Annotated in this window: 14 protein-coding genes; 7 read left to right on the forward strand and 7 right to left on the reverse strand. The window is 68.7% G+C overall.

Features of this window, described 5'->3' with window-relative positions; translation table 11 throughout:
* Positions 1-105: 105 nt before the first annotated feature.
* Together AC5QAB_RS15520 and AC5QAB_RS15525 are read right to left on the reverse strand one after the other, a co-directional pair.
* Positions 106-666 (reverse strand): HAD family hydrolase, encoded by a 561-nt coding sequence (locus AC5QAB_RS15520; protein WP_197561745.1) that lies wholly within the window; start codon positions 664-666, stop codon positions 106-108.
* Positions 667-781: 115 nt separating this feature from the next.
* Positions 782-1402 (reverse strand): DUF3658 domain-containing protein, encoded by a 621-nt coding sequence (locus tag AC5QAB_RS15525; protein WP_481445923.1) that lies wholly within the window; start codon positions 1400-1402, stop codon positions 782-784.
* Positions 1403-1505: 103 nt separating this feature from the next.
* On the opposite strand from AC5QAB_RS15525, the gene bioB reads away from it, so the two are divergent.
* The 5 genes from bioB to bioC all read left to right on the forward strand — a co-directional run bounded on the left by bioB (position 1506) and on the right by bioC (position 6344).
* Positions 1506-2549, forward strand: a complete 1044-nt coding sequence (bioB, locus tag AC5QAB_RS15530) for a biotin synthase BioB (RefSeq protein ID WP_069117677.1) — start codon at positions 1506-1508, stop codon at positions 2547-2549.
* 67 nt (positions 2550-2616) lie between these two features.
* Complete coding sequence (gene bioF / locus AC5QAB_RS15535; protein WP_014648763.1) at positions 2617-3840, forward strand: 8-amino-7-oxononanoate synthase; 1224 nt, start codon at positions 2617-2619, stop codon at positions 3838-3840.
* An 18-nt stretch (positions 3841-3858) separates the two neighbouring features.
* Complete coding sequence (gene bioH / locus AC5QAB_RS15540; protein ID WP_164110986.1) at positions 3859-4638, forward strand: pimeloyl-ACP methyl ester esterase BioH; 780 nt, start codon at positions 3859-3861, stop codon at positions 4636-4638.
* A gap of 29 nt (positions 4639-4667) precedes the next feature.
* Positions 4668-5447, forward strand: coding sequence for an SDR family oxidoreductase (locus AC5QAB_RS15545; RefSeq protein ID WP_014648765.1), 780 nt, complete (start codon positions 4668-4670; stop codon positions 5445-5447).
* A gap of 12 nt (positions 5448-5459) precedes the next feature.
* The gene (gene bioC, locus AC5QAB_RS15550; RefSeq protein ID WP_014648766.1) at positions 5460-6344 is read left to right on the forward strand and encodes a malonyl-ACP O-methyltransferase BioC; all 885 of its coding nucleotides are present in this window, start codon (positions 5460-5462) and stop codon (positions 6342-6344) included.
* Between the two features lie 861 nt (positions 6345-7205).
* On the opposite strand, the gene AC5QAB_RS15555 is transcribed toward bioC, so the two are convergent.
* Entirely contained in the window at positions 7206-7850 is a 645-nt protein-coding gene (locus AC5QAB_RS15555) for a YdcF family protein (RefSeq protein WP_069117674.1), read from the reverse strand.
* Entirely contained in the window at positions 7835-8797 is a 963-nt protein-coding gene (locus AC5QAB_RS15560) for a pyridoxal-phosphate dependent enzyme (protein ID WP_142235062.1), read from the reverse strand. The genes AC5QAB_RS15555 and AC5QAB_RS15560 overlap by 16 nt, the downstream gene beginning before the upstream one ends.
* 159 nt (positions 8798-8956) lie before the next feature.
* Here AC5QAB_RS15560 and AC5QAB_RS15565 point away from each other — a divergent pair, with 159 nt between their 5' ends.
* The gene (locus AC5QAB_RS15565; RefSeq protein ID WP_046433057.1) at positions 8957-9448 is read left to right on the forward strand and encodes a hypothetical protein; all 492 of its coding nucleotides are present in this window, start codon (positions 8957-8959) and stop codon (positions 9446-9448) included.
* 547 nt (positions 9449-9995) lie between these two features.
* Entirely contained in the window at positions 9996-11885 is a 1890-nt protein-coding gene (mnmG, locus tag AC5QAB_RS15570) for a tRNA uridine-5-carboxymethylaminomethyl(34) synthesis enzyme MnmG (RefSeq protein WP_164110993.1), read from the forward strand.
* A gap of 112 nt (positions 11886-11997) precedes the next feature.
* Here the strand turns inward: mnmG and smeC are convergent, their stop codons facing one another.
* Genes smeC through smeA form a run of 3 tightly spaced genes read right to left on the reverse strand, consistent with a single transcriptional unit; the run spans position 11998 to position 17768 of the window.
* The gene (gene smeC / locus AC5QAB_RS15575) at positions 11998-13413 is read right to left on the reverse strand and encodes a multidrug efflux transporter outer membrane subunit SmeC (RefSeq protein WP_495233490.1); all 1416 of its coding nucleotides are present in this window, start codon (positions 13411-13413) and stop codon (positions 11998-12000) included.
* On the reverse strand, positions 13410-16559 hold the full coding sequence (gene smeB, locus AC5QAB_RS15580; RefSeq protein ID WP_495233491.1) for a multidrug efflux RND transporter permease subunit SmeB: 3150 nt from the start codon (positions 16557-16559) through the stop codon (positions 13410-13412). The genes smeC and smeB overlap by 4 nt, the downstream gene beginning before the upstream one ends.
* A 12-nt stretch (positions 16560-16571) precedes the next feature.
* The gene (gene smeA / locus AC5QAB_RS15585; protein ID WP_049403957.1) at positions 16572-17768 is read right to left on the reverse strand and encodes a multidrug efflux RND transporter periplasmic adaptor subunit SmeA; all 1197 of its coding nucleotides are present in this window, start codon (positions 17766-17768) and stop codon (positions 16572-16574) included.
* Between the last annotated feature and the right edge of the window lie 47 nt (positions 17769-17815).

The following is a 17815-nucleotide window of genomic DNA, read 5'->3' on the forward strand; positions in this document are numbered from 1 at the left end:
CAGCGCTTGCGTTGGGCAGCGGTTATTGTGGCTGCAGGCCTTGCAGGATGCGGTGAAACGCGCGAGTGCGGGTGCTCGCCGATAGCACCTGCCCTGTGCAGCTACCTATGCGTGCAGGCGCTCCCGCCACCGGCGCTTCTCCACCGCTCGCACGTTGGGCTGCTGCCGCAGCCACTCCAGATACAGCTGCAGATGGGCCAGCTCGTCATCAGCCGGATCACCGGTGAACTCACGCACCGCGACCAGATTTCCGTAGTTTCTGGCGTACTTGCCGGGCGTGTCATCGATACCGATCATCTGCTCCAAACGGAAGCCGTGGCGCTTCAGCGTGCCCAGCCGCTTCTGCGAGGTGTAACCGCCGGTTTCCCAATCACGGGCCGTGCTGCACCGCGGCGCGGACCACAGGAACGCCAGCGGACGCCCCGGCATCAGCCGGTCCACCAGCGGTTCGGCGTACAGTTGCCCGGACGACGTCCACACACCCACCGTGAAATGGGCAAAGGCATAGTCGAGGAATGCCTGCAGATGGGGCCGCAGGTAGACGTGGTAGCCGACGAGGCGGAAATCCGCGGCTCGCTCCAGTTCACGCTCGCTGGCATGCACCAGCGTCTCATCCAGATCGAGTATCAGCAGCTTTCCGCCCTGCGGCATCGTGTCCGGTTCCATGCGCATCCTTCTTTCATTGCCTCAGATGCCGCCATCTTCTGGATGGACTTCAGCATGTGTCCTTCCAGCAGGTAGATGTAAGCACAGTTCCAATGAGGTCCTGGTAGGCGCAAGCCTACTGCCGGACGCGCACTTCGCAACAGCCCATCCGCGTGAGGTCGCCCTGTGCCTGCAACATGCCCCGTTCCACCAGCATGCGTACACGCCCTGCATAGAACACATCGGGAATTCCCGATCGGCACTTCGGCTGCAGCGACATGACCATGCCCACAATGTAGGCGATCTTTCGGAACTGCCCGTCGCAGAGGGAGAACAGCTGCTCATCGATCGAGGCGATGTCCTCGCTGGTCAGCGCGGCGATGTTCTGCCGCGCCAGGTCAGTGAGATGGGCATCGTTGTCGGAGCGCTCGTCCGTATCGCGCAGGCAGCCATTGATGGCCAACAGGCGAACCAGCACATAGTGGCCGAAAGCCTCGAGTTCCTCCTTGGGCAACGTCGCCGGATCGAGCTGCCCTGCCGGGTAGTCCTTGAAGGTCACGAAGACGTGGTTCTTCCACTCCCCTGGCGTGTCGGACTGGCGAAGATCATCCAGCACCACGCGCAGGCCGCCGTCGGGCAGTTCGGCAAGGCTGCACAGCACCGCGTCGCGGCGGATCGGGTAGGGCTGGTAGCTGTTCATGGCACGTGCTCGCGCGTCCGTATGCAGCAATGAACTTACACCGTAGCGCGCATTCATGGCGGTCAATCAATGTAAACCATATTGGAAGCAACCAAGTTGACAGGGCTCACCAACCCACCCACACTGCCGCCCTCGCTCCACTCGTACCCAAGGTCCCGCCATGGCTGCTGCCATCCGCCACGACTGGCAACACGACGAACTGCAGGCGCTGTTCGATCTGCCGTTCCCCGAGCTGCTTTTCCGCGCTGCCGCAGTCCATCGCGAGCACTTCGACCCAGCGCAGGTGCAGGTGTCCACGCTGTTGTCGGTGAAGACCGGCGGCTGCCCGGAAGACTGCGCGTACTGCCCGCAGGCACAGCGCTACAGCACCGGGGTCAACGCGCAGAAGCTGATGGACACCGAGGCGGTGCTGGCCAAGGCACGCCAAGCCAAGGCTGCCGGCGCATCGCGCTTCTGCATGGGTGCCGCGTGGCGATCGCCGAAGGACCGCGACATCCCGAAGGTGGCGGCGATGATCGCCGGGGTGAAGGCACTGGGCCTGGAAACCTGCGCCACGCTGGGCATGCTCAGTGGCGAGCAGGCGCGTGCGCTGAAGGACGCCGGCCTGGACTACTACAACCACAACCTCGACACCGCGCCGGACTACTACGATTCGATCATCCACACGCGCCAGTACCAGGACCGCCTGGACACGCTGGCGCACGTGCGCGATGCCGGTCTGAAAACCTGCTGCGGCGGCATTGTCGGCATGGGCGAGACGCGCGCGCAGCGCGTGGGCCTGCTGCTGGCGCTGGCCACGCTGCCGGCGCATCCCGATTCGGTGCCGATCAACAAGCTGGTGCAGGTGGCGGGCACGCCACTGCATGGCAGTGCCGAACTGGATCCGTTCGAGTTCGTGCGCATGATCGCGGTGGCACGCATCGCCATGCCGCGTTCGATGGTGCGGCTGTCGGCCGGTCGCGAGGCGATGAGCGACGAACTGCAGGCGCTGTGCTTCGTGGCCGGTGCCAACTCGATCTTCTACGGCGACAAGCTGCTGACCACCGGCAACCCGGAGAGCGAGCGCGACCTGGCCCTGTTCGCGCGGCTGGGGTTGCAGCCGATGGCGGTGCAGGTGGATGCCGAGGGCCACGACCACGGCGGCACCGTGCACGCTGATATCAGCGCCGATGCGCCCGCCTGTGGCTGCGCTCACGCGGCCTGAGACGGGCCGCAAGCAGGCGCCGCGGCAACGCGCTACCCTAGCCGCCCCGTCGCCGCATTCAGCCGCCATGGCCCGCCCCGACCTGACCGCCCGCCTCCACGCCCAACGCGCCCTGCGCGATGCCCAAGGCCGTCGCCGCACGCGGCGCACGGTCAGCCGTCGTGATGGCGTCCGCCTGGAGGTGGACGGCCAGTGGCTGACCGGCTTCTGCAGCAACGATTACCTGGGCCTGGCCCAGCAGTTCAGCGTGGTCAACGCATTGCAGGATGCGGCCGCACGCGAAGGCTCCGGCGCGGGCGCCTCGCATCTGGTCTGCGGCCACCACGCTCTGCATGAGGCACTGGAGCGCGAAGTGGCGGAGTGGCTGGGCTACCCGCGCGCGCTGCTGTTCGGCAGTGGCTTCGCCGCCAACCTGGCCGTGCAGCAGGCGCTGCTGAGCGAAGAGAACGATGTGTGCGTGCAGGACAAGCTCAACCACGCCAGCCTGCTCGATGCGACGCGGCTGGCGGGTGCGCGCCTGCGCCGTTATCCGCACCTTGACGCCGAAGGCGCGATGCGCCAGCTCAAGCACGCGCCCGACGGCGCGGCGATGCTGGCCACCGACGGTGTGTTCAGCATGGATGGCGACATCGCACCGCTGCGTGCATTGTCGCTGGTGGCACGCCTGCAGCAGGCGCTGTTCTATGTGGACGATGCACACGGCGTGGGCGTGGTCGGTGATGGCCGTGGTGCCGTGGCCGCCGCCGGGCTGGGCGTGGACGATGTGCCGCTGCAGCTGGTCACGCTGGGCAAGGCACTGGGCGGTTCCGGCGCGCTGGTGCTGGGCCGCGACGACCTGGTCGAGCACCTGGCCGAAACCGCACGCCCGTACATCTACACCACTGCGATGCCGCCGGCGCTGGCCGCAGCAGCACTGGAAGCGGTGCGCCTGGCGCGCCGTGACAACTGGCGGCGCTCGAAACTGACCGATCTGATCGCGCTGTTCCGCGGCGAAGCCCGCCGCCATGGCCTGGACCTGATGGCCTCGGAAACGCCGATCCAGCCGCTGCTGTGTGGCGACGACCATCGCGCCGTGGCGATGTCCCAGGCGTTGGAACAGGCCGGTTGGCTGGTCGGCGCGATCCGCCCGCCCACGGTTCCCGAAGGCAAGGCGCGCCTGCGCGTCACGCTGTCCGCGCTGCACACCCCCGAGCAGGTGCGTGGCCTGGTCGAAGCCATTGCCAGCGCGCGCGATCGCGTCGACCTGGCCGCGCGTGAGGCCGCGCCACCGCCGCTGCCTGTCTTTGCCTGAGCCTGTTGCCGTTTCCCCATGCATATCGACGTCACCGGCCAGGGGCCGGACCTGGTACTGATCCATGGCTGGGCCCTGCAGGGCGGCGTGTTCGCGCCGTTGGTGCAACGTCTGGCCGGTCACTTCACCCTGCATCTGGTTGATCTGCCGGGCCATGGCCACAGCCGCGAGGACACCACGCCGCTGCGCCTGCCGTTCGTGGTCAATGCCATTGCCGCGGCCACGCCCCCTGCGGTGTGGTGCGGCTGGTCGCTGGGCGGCCTGTTCGCGCTGCACGCCGCCGCGACACTGCCGAAGGTGCGCGGGCTGGCGATGATCGCGGCCACGCCGCGCTTCGTGCGTGGCGAGGACTGGCCGCATGCGGTGGAGCCGGCGGTGTTCGAGCAGTTCGGGCGCGAGCTGGCCACCGACTTCGGTGGCACCCTGGAACGCTTCCTGGCGCTGGATGTCATGGGCTCGGCACACGCCCGCGAGGAGCTGCGCACGCTGCGCCAGCGCCTGGTCGAGCGCGGTGCACCCACCGAACGCGCCCTGCTGGAAGGCCTGCGCCTGCTGGAAAGCACCGACCTGCGTGGCGCACTGCCGACGCTGGCCAAGCCCAGCCTGTGGATCGCCGGCCAGCGTGACCGGCTGGTGTCTCCGGCGGCAATGCAGGCCGCCGCGGCACTGGCCCCCGGTGCGCAGGCGCTGACCATCGCCCACGGCGGCCATGCGCCCTTCCTCGGCCATGCCGACGAGGTGGCCGCCGCCCTGCAACACTTCGTTGCCGGCCTGTCACCGGCCGATGGCGGACAATGAGCGCCTTCCTCATTCCGCAGGATTGATGCATGGATCTGGGTATCAACGGCCGCTGGGCACTGGTCTGCGGCGCAAGCAAGGGGCTGGGCCTGGGCTGCGCGCGTGCGCTGGTGCGCGAGGGCGTCAACGTAGTGATCGTGGCCCGTGGTGAGGCTGCGCTGCAGGCCGCCGCCGAAGCGCTGCGCGCCCTGCCCGGCGCCGCCGAAGTCCGCGTGGTCGCCGCCGACGTGACCACCGAGGCCGGTCGCTCCGCAGCGCTCGCCGCGTGCCCGCAGGTGGACATCCTGGTCACCAATGCCGGTGGCCCGCCGCCGGGCGACTTCCGCAGTTTCGAGCGCGACGACTGGATCGCCGCGCTGGACGCCAACATGCTGGCGCCGATCGCGCTGATCCGCGCGACCGTGGACGCGATGATCGCGCGTGGCTTCGGCCGCATCGTCAACATCACCTCGTCGGCGGTGAAGGCCCCGATCGACATCCTGGCGCTGTCCAACGGCGCGCGCAGCGGCCTGACCGGCTTCGTCGCCGGGCTGTCGCGCCGCACCGTGGCACACAATGTCACCATCAACAACCTGCTGCCCGGCCAGTTCGACACCGACCGCCTGCGCGCCAACTTCGCCCACAGTGCGGGCAAGGACGGCAATGCTGCCGAAGTGGCCGAACGCCGCCGCCAGCAGATCCCGGCCGGCCGCTTCGGCACGGCGGATGAATTCGGCGCGGCCTGCGCCTTCCTGTGCAGCGCACAGGCCGGTTACCTCACCGGGCAGAACCTGCTGATCGACGGCGGCGCCTACCCCGGTACGTTCTAAGAGACTTTCGCAATGCCGTCCCACTTCGATGCCCGCCATGTCCGCCGCGCGTTCGCCCGCGCCGCCAACAGCTACGACGCCGCCGCCGCCCTGCAGCGCGAGGTGCAGGCGCGGCTGGTGGAATCGCTGGACTACCTGGAGGCACGTAAACCCGAGGTAGTGCTGGACATCGGCGCGGGTACCGGCCACGCCAGTGCGCTGATGAAGAAGCGCTGGCCGAAGGCGCAGGTGATCGCGCTGGACGTGGCGCTGCCGATGCTGGACCAGGCCAAGCGCCAGGCCGGCTGGTGGAAGCCGTTCCAGCGCCTGTGCGGCGACGCCGCCGCGCTGCCACTGGCCGACAACAGCGTGGACGTGATCTTCAGCAACCTGTGCCTGCAGTGGGTGGACGACCTGCCGGCGGTGTTCGCCGGGTTCCGTCGCGTGCTCAAGCCCGGCGGCCTGCTGCTGTGCTCCACCTTCGGCCCGGACACGCTGGTCGAACTCAACGAAGCGTTCGCGGCCGCCGATGACCGCCCGCACGTGAGCCGCTTCGCGCAGATCGCCCAGTTCGGCGATGCGCTGATGATGGCCGGTTTCCGCGACCCGGTGCTGGACCGCGACCTGTTCACCCTGACCTACGACGACCTGCCCTCGCTGATGCGGGAGCTGCGCGCGATGGGCGCGACCAATGCGCGGGTGGACCGCCGCCACACGCTGACCGGGCGTGGCCGCTTCGCCGCGGCGGCAGCGGCGTATGAACCGATGCGACGCGCCGACGGCAAGCTGCCCAGCAGCTGGGAAGTGATCTACGCCCACGCCTGGGCACCGGACCCGGGCGCACCGATCCGCGAAGGCGGGCACGACGTGGCCTCGGTGCCGGTGTCGGCGATCCCGATCCGGCGCAAGCAGACCTGATCGCCCGGTCGTGCCGGCCGCTGGCCGGCACCTCACGATTCCACGGTGGACCTCTGCCGGCCAGCGGCCGGCACTACCGTATGCCACACCGTGCGCGAATCGCTCTGGTAGGTGCCGACCTTGGTCGGCACAGTGCCGGCGGCATCGCGATCTGACAGGTTGTGCCGACCAAGGTCGGCACCCACCCAGTTTGGGCGGTGTCGGCGATCCCGATCCGGCGCAAGCAGACCTGACCGGCTGGTAGTGCCGGCCGCTGGCCGGCAACCTCACGATTCCACGATGGGCGTCTGCCGGCCAGCGGCCGGCACTACCGCATGCCACACCGTGCGCGAATCGCCCGGGTGGGTGCCGACCTTGGTCGGCATCCACCCAATCCGGGCGGTGTCGGCGATTCCGATCCGGCGCAGGCAGATCTGATCGCCCGGTAGTGCCGGCCGCTGGCCGGCAACCTCACGATTCCACGATGGACATCTGCCGGCCAGCGGCCGGCACTACCGTATGCCACATCGCGCGCGAATCGCCCGGGTAGGTGCCGACCTTGGTCGGCACTCACCCAATCCGGGCGGTGTCGGCGATCCCGATCCGGCGCAGGCAGACCTGATCGTCTGGTAGTGCCGGCCGCTGGCCGGCAACCTCACGATTCCACGATGGACATCTGCCGGCCAGCGGCCGGCACTACCGCATGCAACACCGTGCGCGAATCGCCCGGGTAGGTGCCGACCTTGGTCGGCACCCACCCAATCCGGGCGGTGTCGGCGATCCCGATCCGGCGCAGGCAGACCTGACCGGCTGGTAGTGCCGGCCGCTGGCCGGCAACCTCACGTTTCCACGATGGGCGTCTGCCCAAATCAGGTTTCCGCCTCAGGTGTTGGCCGGCGAACTCAGCGGCGGCCGCACCAGGTCGCGGTGGAAGAAATAGATTTCCTGCACCAGGAAGCGCCAGCTGGTGTGGAAGCTGCGGAAGCGCGTGCTGGGCGTGGACGAGGCCAGCGCATCGATGCCCAGCGCCTTGCTCAGGCGCAGCGCGCGCGCCATGTGCAACGGGTCGCTGACGATGATCACCCGGTGCAGGTCGCGCTGGTCCATCAGCCGCTTGGCCTCGACCAGGTTCTGCACGGTGTTGCGCGAGGCGGTCTCGATCAGGATCGCATCGTCCGGCACGCCATGCTTGAGCGCATAGCGCCGCGCCACCTGCGATTCGGAAAAGCGCGCGCCGGTGCCACCGTAGCCGCCGGTGAAGATCAGCAGTGGCGCGTACCGGGCTTCATAGAGATCCAGGCCATGACGGATGCGTTCTTCGAATACCGGCGACGGCTTGGCGTCATAGGCCGCCGCACCGAGCACGATGATGGCGTCGGCCTTGGCTGCCTGGTCGCGCTCCCCCACCCAGACGATCCAGGCGGTCACGCCCAGCAGCCAGACCACCAGCAGCACGAACAGCCGCCACAGCCAGCCCAGCAGGCCGGTGCGGGGCCGGTGCCGGTCGCGGCTCAAGGCGCCCCCCAACGCAGCGCGGGCAGGTCGACATTGCCACCGGACAGCACCAGGCCCACCCGCAGGCCGGCGAACCGCTGCGGCTGTGCCAGCACCGCGGCCAGCACGGTGGCCGAGGACGGCTCGACCACCTGCTTGAGCACCTCCCACAGCAGGCGCATCGCGACCATGATGGCGGCGTCGTCGACCACGATCACCTCGACGCCGGCCGCGCGCAGCAGCGCGAAGTTGGGGGCGCCGATCAGGGTACGCAGGCCGTCGCAGATGGTGTCAGGGGTGAACGCGCCCTGGCGCTCGCCTGCGGCCAGCGAGCGCGCGGTGTCGTCGGCACCGGCCGGTTCGGCCAGCACCAGCCGGGTCTGCGGGCTGGCGAACTGCAGGGCCCGGGCGGTACCGCTGGCCAAGCCGCCCCCTCCGACTGGGACTACCAGCACGTCGAACGGACCGTCGCTGTGCAGCAGCTCCAGGGCCGCGGTGCCCTGCCCGGCCATCACCGCCGGGTCCGCATAGGGATGGACCAGGGTCGCGCCGGTATCAGCCTGTACTTTGGCGCAGGCGGCCTCGCGGTCGGCGATGGTCGGCGGGCAGCGCCAGAGCGTGGCACCGTGGCGGGCGATGTTGGCCAGCTTGGCCGCCACCGCACCTTCGGGCACCACCACGTGGCAGGGAATGCCACGGGTGCGCGCGGCCAGGGCCAGGGCAGCGCCGTGGTTGCCGGACGAATGGGTGACCACGCCGGCACGGGCGCGATCGGCATCCAGCGACCACACCGCGTTGCAGGCCCCGCGGAACTTGAATGCGCCGCCGCGCTGCAGGTGCTCGGCCTTGAACGCCAGCTGCGCGCCGGCCAGCGCATCAAGCGTGCGCGAGCGCAGCACCGGGGTCACGCTGGCGTGCGGCGCGATCCGCGCAGCGGCAGCCAGGACATCGTCGGCACGGGGCAACAGTGAATCGCTCATGACGCAAGATTAACGTATGGCCCCACGCTGGCGACCCCGGCACAGGTCATGCCAGCATGAGGGCCTTCACCTCCATTCATCCTGGGCAGTGAAGTTAAGGGCCGATTCAACGCCTGCGCACGAAGCTGACTGCACAACCCGTCCTCTGGGGGAACCACCATGAAAACGCGCCTGATGCTTGCCGGTGGCCTGTTGCTGGCCCTGACCGGCTGCACCACCTACGACTATGTCGGCGGTGGCCGCAGCGGCAGCTACTACCACGGTGCGCCGTCGGTGGAGTACCGCTACCCGGCCGGCTATCCCTACAACTACGGCTACCCTTACTACGGCGGCTATGGCGGCTACTACGGCGGCTATGGCAATCCGTACTACTCGCGCCCGATCTACCGCCCGCCGCACAACCACCGTCCGCCACCGCGCCCGCCCGGCAACGGTGGCGAGAACCGTCCGCCGCCGCCGCCGCGGCCGTCGTACAACGGCGGTTCGCCGTGGCGGAACATGGACTCGATGCGTCGCCCGCCGCAGTCGAACATCCAGCCGTCGACGCCGCCACCGCCGGCCCGTCCGACCCCGGCGCCGAGCGCGCCGAGGATGAACGGTTCCCCGTGGCGCAACATGGATCGTGGGACGCAGCGCACAGTTGAGCGCTGAACCGTCTTGCATTTCACCCGGTCCAGGTTGCACTCTACGGAACCGGTGACGGCCCGCGTCACAAAGTGACAAAAAGCGAGACGGGCCGCCGCGAAAATCTCTACGTCGATATCCGACAGGAACATCTGGATCCCCCCTGTTCCGGCCCTGTCGGATGTCGGCACCTCTGAAGACAGACGGCCCCGCACTGCGGGGCCGTCTGTTTTGCCGGGTCGCCAACCGGAGAGAGCCCCAGCGTCGGTAGATCCACGCCGTGCGTGGTCGGGCCTTTCCCGGCAATCCCAAAAAAACAGGGCCGGACAGTCCCCCGACTGCCGGCCCTCTGCTCCCCCACCGTGCGCCTGTACCGGCCCCTGTTCCAATTCCGGTCACGGGCGCCTGCGGCGCCAGCCACGGTGGGTGCTATTGGGTTATCTGCAATAATCCTGCCAACTTTAGGGCTGATTTCGACGCCGGCCGGCCGGCACCGACGCCGCGGCCCCGAATGGCGCTAAAATCGCCACCCCGGCGCCGCCCCGGCCGCGCCTGCCCCCAGCTGAACAGCCCCATGAACCCGTCCTTCCATCGTTACGACGTCATCGTCATCGGCGGTGGCCACGCCGGCACCGAAGCCGCGCTGGCCGCGGCCCGTACCGGCGTGCGCACCCTGCTGCTGACCCACAACATCGAAACGGTGGGCGCGATGAGCTGCAACCCGGCCATCGGAGGCATCGGCAAGGGCCACCTGGTCAAGGAAATCGACGCCCTGGGCGGTGCGATGGCGCATGCCGCCGACCGTGCCGGCATCCAGTGGCGCACCCTCAATGCCTCCAAGGGCCCGGCCGTGCGCGCCACCCGCTGCCAGGCCGACCGCAACCTGTACCGCATGGCGATCCGCGCCATCGTTGAAGGCCAGGCCAACCTGACCGTGTTCCAGGCGGCCGTCGATGACCTGGTCATCGAAGGCGACGCCGTGCGCGGGGTCATCACCCAGACCGGCCTGCGCTTCGATGCCGAGGCCGTGGTGCTGACCGCCGGCACCTTCCTGGCCGGCAAGATCCATGTCGGCCCGACCCAGTACGCCGCCGGCCGCATGGGCGACCCGCCGGCCACCACGCTGGCCGCGCGCCTGCGCGAGCGCCCGTTCCAGGTGGACCGCCTGAAGACCGGCACGCCGCCGCGCATCGACGGCCGCTCGCTGGACTACAGCGTGATGGATGAGCAGCCCGGCGACTCGCCGCGCCCGGTGATGTCCTTCCTGGGTTCGGTGGACGAGCATCCGCAGCAGGTCAGCTGCTGGATCACCCACACCACCGAACAGACCCACCAGATCATCCGCGACGCGCTGCACCGCTCGCCGCTGTACAGCGGCCAGATCGAAGGCATCGGCCCGCGCTACTGCCCGTCCATCGAGGACAAGGTGGTGCGCTTCGCCGAGAAGGCCAGCCACCAGATCTTCGTCGAACCCGAAGGCCTGGGCATCGTCGAGATCTACCCCAACGGCATCTCCACCTCGCTGCCGTTCGACGTGCAGCTGGAGATGGTGCGCAGCATCCGCGGCTTCGGCAACGCGCACATCACCCGCCCCGGCTACGCGATCGAGTACGACTTCTTCGATCCACGCGGGTTGAAGGCTTCGCTGGAAACCAAGCTGGTCAACGGCCTGTTCTTCGCCGGCCAGATCAACGGCACCACCGGCTATGAAGAAGCCGCCGCGCAGGGCCTGCTGGCCGGCCTCAACGCCGCACGCCAGGTGCGTGGGCTGGACGGCTGGTGCCCGCGTCGCGACGAGGCCTACCTGGGCGTGCTGGTGGATGACCTGATCACCCACGGTACCAACGAGCCGTACCGCATGTTCACCAGCCGCGCCGAATACCGCCTGCAGCTGCGCGAGGACAACGCCGACCAGCGCCTGACCCCGGCCGGCCGCGAGATGGGCCTGGTGGATGACCAGCGCTGGAGCGCGTTCGAGACCAAGCAGGCCGCCGTCGCCGCCGAGCGCGCGCGCCTGGGCGCGCTGTGGGCGACCCCGGCCAACGCACTGGGCCGCGAAGTGCAGGACACGCTGGGCGTGGCGGTCAGCCGCGAAACCAACGTGCTGGACCTGATCAAGCGCCCCGAGCTGGATTACGCGCAGCTGATGCAGGTGCCGTCGCTGGGCCCGGCCGTGGCCGACGCCAAGGTGGCCGAGCAGGTGGAGATCGGCGTGAAGTACGCCGGCTACCTGGACCGCCAGCGCGAGGAGATCGAGCGCCAGCAGCGGCATGAAGCCACGCCAATCGCTGAAGCCTTCGACTACGCCACGGTGCGCGGGCTGTCGGCCGAAGCCCTGCAGAAGCTGGAACGCGTGCGTCCGCAGACCATCGGCCAGGCGCAGCGCATCCCGGGCATGACCCCGGCGGCAATCTCGCTGCTGCTGGTGCATCTGGAGCGTGCACGCCGGGGCCGCGTGGCGTAGGCAGCACCGTCCGCTTCTGGTGGGTGCCGACCTTGGTCGGCACGAATCATCAGATCGCGACACTCCATGCTTCCGTGCCGACCAAGGTCGGCACCTACCAGAGCAGGGCGCGTTACCGTGCGTCTGCGCCACCGCCCAGCACCTTGAACAGCGTCACCCGGTTTCCCGCTTCCTGCTGCTGCAGCGCGATCAGGTCCTGCTGCGCGGCAAACAGGCTGCGCTGCGCATCCAGCGCCTGCAGATAGCCGTCCAGGCCGGTGCGATAGCGCGCCTCGGCCAGCGTGTAGCTGCGCTGGCTGGCGGCGACCAGTGCCCGTTGTGCCTCCACCTGCGCGGCCAGGTGATCGCGCGTGGCCAGGGCATCGGCCACTTCACTGAAGGCCTGCTGGATCGCCTTCTCGTACTGAGCGATGCCGATGTCCTTGCCAATCTTCGAGGCATCCAGTGAGGCCTTCAACGCACCGGCGTGGAAGATCGGCGCCGTGATGCTGGGCGCGAACGACCAGCCGCGGGTGCCGGCCGAGAACAGCGTCGACAACGCGGTGGAGCTGTGGCCGTAGTTGGCAGTCAGCGTCAGCGTCGGGAAGAACGCGGCGCGCGCGGCGCCGATATCGGCGTTGGCCGCCTGCAACGCGTGTTCGGCGGACAGCACGTCCGGACGCTGCAGCAGCAAGCTCGAGGGCAGGTTGGAAGGCAACGGCGCCAGCGCCACGGTGCCGTCCAGTGCCTGTGCGCTGGGCAGCAATGCCGCGTCCAGCGGAGCACCCACCAGTAACTGCAGCGCATCACGATCCTGCGCCTGCTGGGTCTGCAGCCTGGCCAGCGCAGCGCGCGCGGCGTCCACACTGGTCTGCACCTGCGACAGGTCCAGGCCCGAGGCCAGGCCTTGTGCATGGCGGGCCTCGGTGCGCTGCAGGGTCTGCTGCTGACTGTCCAGCGTCTGCCGGGTGAACGCCAGCGACTGCTCGTCGGCCGCCAGCGCCAGCCAGGCCGTGGCCACTTCGGCGACCAGGCTGGTGCGCGCCGCACGCTGGTTCTCGGCACTGGCCAGCCAGTTCTGCAGAGCCTCGTTCTTCAGGCTGCGGATGCGCCCGAACAGGTCCAGTTCCCAGCTGCTGAAGCCCACCTGCACGGCATCGGATTCGGTCACCTGGCTGACGCCGATCTCGCTGTTGGCATCACTCACCCGCGAACGGGTCACGCTGCCGCTGGCATCCACCGACGGCAGCAGCGCCGCGCGCTGGATGCGGTACTGCGCGCGTTCCTTCTCCACCTGCAGCACCGCCACGCGCAGGTCGCGGTTGTTCTGCAGTGCCAGCGCGATGACCTGCTGCAGGCGCGGCTCCAGAAACACCTCGCGCCAGGCCGGCATCGCCAGTGCTGGCCCGGTCTCGCCGGTGGCGGCATTGGCGAACTGTGCCGGCACCGGCGCCTCGGGGCGCTGGTAGTGCGGGGCCATGCTCACGCAGCCGCCCAGCACGGTGGTCATCGTTGCGGCCGCCAGGGCGCGCAGCAGCATCGGCTTCATGGGCGTGCCTCCGGGGCAGTGGCGTCGGCCGGCGCGCGGCCCGGGAACAGGCGGCGCACCAGCAGGTAGAACAACGGCACGAAGAACATGCCCAGCACCATCGAGGCGACCGTACCGCCGGCCACGCCGGTACCCAGCGAACGGCGCGCGGCCGAACCGGCGCCGGTGGCGAACACCAGCGGCAGCACACCCATCAGGAATGCCAGCGAGGTCATCACGATCGGGCGCAGCCGCAGGTAGACCGCCTGCAGGATCGCGTCGCGGGTGCGCTTGCCCTGCTGCTCGAGGATGCGCGCGAACTCGACGATCAGGATGCCGTTCTTCGCTGCCAGGCCAATCGTGGTCAGCAGGCCGACCTGGAAGTACACGTCGTTGTTGAGGCCACGCAGGTTCATCATCAGCACGGCGCCGAACACGCCCACCGGCACTGCCAGCATCACCGCGAACGGTACCGCCCAGCTTTCATACAGCGCGGCCAGGCACAGGAACACGAACAGCAGCGAGATGGCATACAGCATCGGCGCCTGGTTCCCCGACAGCTGTTCCTGGTAGGCCATGTCCGACCAGGCATGGCTGAAGCCTTCCGGCAGCGTGTCGGCCAGGCGTGCGATCTCGGCCATCGCCTCGCCGGAACTGACGCCCGGTGCCGGCTGGCCGGTGATCTCCATCGCCGAGACGCCGTTGTAGCGCTGCAGCGCGGCCGGCGCACTGGTCCAGTGCGCGCTGACCAGCGACGACAGCGGTACCATCTGCCCGGCCTGGTTGCGCACGCTCCAGCGCTCGATGTCCTGCGGCTGCATGCGGGCTTCGGCCGTGCCCTGGATGAACACCTTCTTGATGCGGCCCTTGTAGATGAAGTTGTTGACGAAGTCGCCACCCAGCGCGGCGTTCAAGGTGTCATTGATGTCCTGCGGATTGACACCCATCGCCTGCGCCTTGGCGTCGTCCACCTTCACCGCGTACACCGGCGCGTCTTCCAGGCTGGCGTAGCGCACGTTGACCAGCTTCGGATCCTTGGCAGCGTCCTTCAGCAGCGTGTTGCGCGCGGCCACGGCGGCGGCATGGCCGGCACCGCCTTCGTCCTGCAGTTCCAGGGTGAAGCCACCGGCATCGCCGAGGCCGAGGATGGCCGGTGGCGAGGTGATGAACACCTGCGCATCGGGCACGCTGGCCATGGCCGCGGTCAAGCGCGCGGCGATGGTATCGGCATCGTCCTTGCGGTCGTCCCAATCCTTCAGCCGGATGAAGGCCTGGCCGACGTTCTGGCCACTGCCGCTGACACTGAAACCTGCGGTGGCCTGGATTGACAGTACGCTGTCGTCCTTCACCGCGGCGGCGCTCAGGCGATCCATCACGGCACGGGTCTGCTCCAGGGTGGACCCGGCGGGCAGCTTCACCAGCGCGTTGAGCATGCCCTGGTCTTCATCGGGCAGGAACGCGCCCGGCAGGTGCCACAACAACAGGCCGGTGGCCACGCTCAGCACCAGGTAGAACAGTACGCCCAGCGTGCGCCGGCCGAGGAAGCGGTCGACGCGATGGCGCAGTCGGTTGGAGGTGCGCTCGAAGCGATGGTTGAACCAGATGAAGAACTTGCCCAGCAGGCCCGGCTCGCCAGCGTGGTCGCCATGCGGATGGCCGCCCTTGGGAATCTGGTGCAGGATGCTGCCGCACAGCGCCGGGGTGATGGTCATCGCCACCAGCACCGACAGGATCATCGCAGCGGCGATCGTCACCGAGAACTGGCGATAGATCACGCCGGTGACACCGCTGAAGAACGCCATCGGCAGGAACACCGCGGTCAGCACCAGCACGATGCCGACCAGCGCGCCGGTGATCTGGCCCATCGCCTTCAACGTGGCTGGCTTCGGTGCCAGCCCTTCGAAGGTCATCACCCGCTCCACGTTCTCCACCACCACGATGGCGTCGTCCACCAGCAGGCCGATGGCCAGCACCAGCGCGAACATGGTCAGGGTGTTGATCGAGTACCCGAACGCGGCCAACACGCCGAAGGTGCCCAGCAGCACCACCGGCACCGCGATGGTCGGGATCAACGTGGCCCGCCAGTTCTGCAGGAACAGGTACATCACCAGCACGACCAGCGCGATCGCCTCGATCAGGGTGATCACCACTTCCTTCAGCGAGATGGTCACGAACGGCGTGGTGGTGAACGCCACGTGGTAGGTGTAGCCATGCGGCCAGTACTTCTGCAGCTGCTGCAGCCGTGCCTCGACGGCCTTGGAGACGGCGATGGCGTTGGCACCGGCGTTGAGCTCGATGCCCAGCGAGGCCGACGGCTTGCCGTTGAACGTGCTGATGCTGTCATAGCTTTCCGGGCCCAGGCCGATCGTCGCCACGTCGCCCAGGTGCACCACGCTGCCATTGGCATCGGCCTTGAGCACCACCTGCGCGAACTGCTCGGGCGTGTGCAGGCGGCTGCGCGCGGTCACGGTCGCGTCCAGCTGCTGGCCCTTCAGCGCCGGCTGGCCACCGAGTTCACCGGCCGACACGTCGGTGTTCTGCGCCTGCAGTGCGGTCTCGATGTCCGACGGCATCAGCGCGTACTGGCGCATCTTTTCCGGGTCCAGCCAGATACGCATGGCGTATTCCTGGCCGATCGGCTGGATGTTGCCGACACCGCTGACGCGGCTGATCTGGTCGTCGATGCGCGCTTCCATGAAGTTGGCGACATCGAAGTTGTCCATGCTGCCGTCTTCGCTGGTGAACGACAGCACCTCGAAGATCGAACCGCTGGACTTGGTGATGGTCAGGCCGTTCTGCTGCACCGCCTGCGGCAGCGTGGCCATCGCGGCCTGCAGCTGGTTCTGCACCTGCACCTGCGCGGTGTCCGGGTTGGTGCCGGTGGCGAACACCAGGTTGACCTGCGCCGAGCCATCGGAAGCACTGGTCGAGGTCATGTACATCAGGTGGTCCAGGCTCTGCTGGGACTGCTCGATGACCTGGGTGACCGCGTTTTCCACGGTCTGCGACGAGGCACCGGTGTAGGTGGCGCGGATGGTGATGGTGGGCGGGGCGATCTGCGGGTAGCGGTCCACCGGCAGGATCAGGATCGCGAGCAGGCCGAGCAGGCTGACCGCGATGGCGATCACCCAGGCAAAGATCGGCCGGTCGATGAAGAGACGAACCATGCGCGGCAGGCCTCAGTGCGACTTTTCGTCGGTGTTGCCGTTCGGGTCGACCGCCGGCATCGCCGCCAGCTGCGCCGTGGTGGCCGCCACCGCCTTCACCTGCTGGCCCAGCGCTACCGCACTGCCGTTGCTGACGATCACCCGCTCGCCAGCCTTCAGGCCCTGCGTGATCTGCCACTGGTTGCCCACCACCTGGCCGGTACTGACCCGCCGCTCAACCACGCGATCCTTTGCGTCGAGCAGGCGCAGCAGCGGCTCGCCACGTTCATTGCGCAGCACCGCCTTCTGCGGCACCAGCAGGGCACGCGCATCGGTGGCCATCGGCAACACCGCCTTCAGGTACATGCCCGGCAGAAGCAGGCCCTCCGGGTTCGGAATGACCGCGCGCAGCACCACGTTGCCGGTGCCTGGATCGACTGCGCTGCCGACGAACTCCAGCGTGCCCTCATGGGCATAGGTGCTGCCGTCCTCCAGCAGCACCTTCACCTGGGCCTTGCCATCGATGGCCTTCACCAGGCCGGCGTCGAGCTGCTTGCGCAGCGCCAGCATCTGCGTGCTGGACTGGGTCACATCCAGATAGACCGGGTCCAGCCGTTGAATGGTCGCCAGCGCCGCGTCCTGGCCGGCGGCGACCAGCGCGCCGGCGGTGACGCTGGAGGTACCGATGCGGCCGTCGATCGGTGCGGTCACCCGGGTGTAGTCCAGGTTGATGCGGGCGGCCTGCAATGCCGCGCGCGCGGCAATCACGTTGGCCTGGGCCTGCTTCAGTGCCGAGGTGGCATCGTCGGCGTCCTGCTTGCTGGCCGCGTCCATGCCCAGCAGCGTGCGGGTGCGCTCGGCCTTCGGCTGCGCCGAAAGCACAGCGGCCTCGGCCTGCGCCAGCTGGCCACGCGCGGTATCGAAGGCGGCCTGGTACGGCGCCGGATCGACCTGGTACAGCAGCTGCCCGGCCTTGACCTGCTGGCCTTCGGTGAACAACCGCTGGCGGATCAGCCCACCGATCTGCGGCCGCACCTCGGACACCTCGAACGGCACCGCCCGGCCGGGCAGGGTCTGCTGCAGTGCCAGCGGTTGCGCGCGGGCGGTGATGACGCCGACTTCGGGGGTGGCCGGGGCCTCGGTCCTGCCCGCCGAGCAGGCCGCCAGGGCCAGCAGCAGGGGCAACAACAACGCACGGGGGGAGCGGAACAGCGGACGCAGGAGTGACATGGGGGGCGTGGGGGCCTTTCGTTGACCCGTGCACGCTGCCGTGAAAG

The organism is Stenotrophomonas sp. YJH_SMC_127 (assembly GCF_059372445.1).

Excerpts from the sequence above, each read along its gene's own strand:
- AC5QAB_RS15520 (WP_197561745.1), bottom strand. The coding sequence starts at position 666 with ATGGAACCGGACACGATGCCGCAGGGCGGAAAGCTGCTGATACTCGAT.
- AC5QAB_RS15525 (WP_481445923.1), bottom strand. The coding sequence starts at position 1,402 with ATGAATGCGCGCTACGGTGTAAGTTCATTGCTGCATACGGACGCGCGA.
- bioB (WP_069117677.1), top strand. The coding sequence starts at position 1,506 with ATGGCTGCTGCCATCCGCCACGACTGGCAACACGACGAACTGCAGGCG.
- bioF (WP_014648763.1), top strand. The coding sequence starts at position 2,617 with ATGGCCCGCCCCGACCTGACCGCCCGCCTCCACGCCCAACGCGCCCTG.
- bioH (WP_164110986.1), top strand. The coding sequence starts at position 3,859 with ATGCATATCGACGTCACCGGCCAGGGGCCGGACCTGGTACTGATCCAT.
- AC5QAB_RS15545 (WP_014648765.1), top strand. The coding sequence starts at position 4,668 with ATGGATCTGGGTATCAACGGCCGCTGGGCACTGGTCTGCGGCGCAAGC.
- bioC (WP_014648766.1), top strand. The coding sequence starts at position 5,460 with ATGCCGTCCCACTTCGATGCCCGCCATGTCCGCCGCGCGTTCGCCCGC.
- AC5QAB_RS15560 (WP_142235062.1), bottom strand. The coding sequence starts at position 8,797 with ATGAGCGATTCACTGTTGCCCCGTGCCGACGATGTCCTGGCTGCCGCT.
- AC5QAB_RS15565 (WP_046433057.1), top strand. The coding sequence starts at position 8,957 with ATGAAAACGCGCCTGATGCTTGCCGGTGGCCTGTTGCTGGCCCTGACC.
- mnmG (WP_164110993.1), top strand. The coding sequence starts at position 9,996 with ATGAACCCGTCCTTCCATCGTTACGACGTCATCGTCATCGGCGGTGGC.
- smeC (WP_495233490.1), bottom strand. The coding sequence starts at position 13,413 with ATGAAGCCGATGCTGCTGCGCGCCCTGGCGGCCGCAACGATGACCACC.
- smeB (WP_495233491.1), bottom strand. The coding sequence starts at position 16,559 with ATGGTTCGTCTCTTCATCGACCGGCCGATCTTTGCCTGGGTGATCGCC.
- smeA (WP_049403957.1), bottom strand. The coding sequence starts at position 17,768 with ATGTCACTCCTGCGTCCGCTGTTCCGCTCCCCCCGTGCGTTGTTGTTG.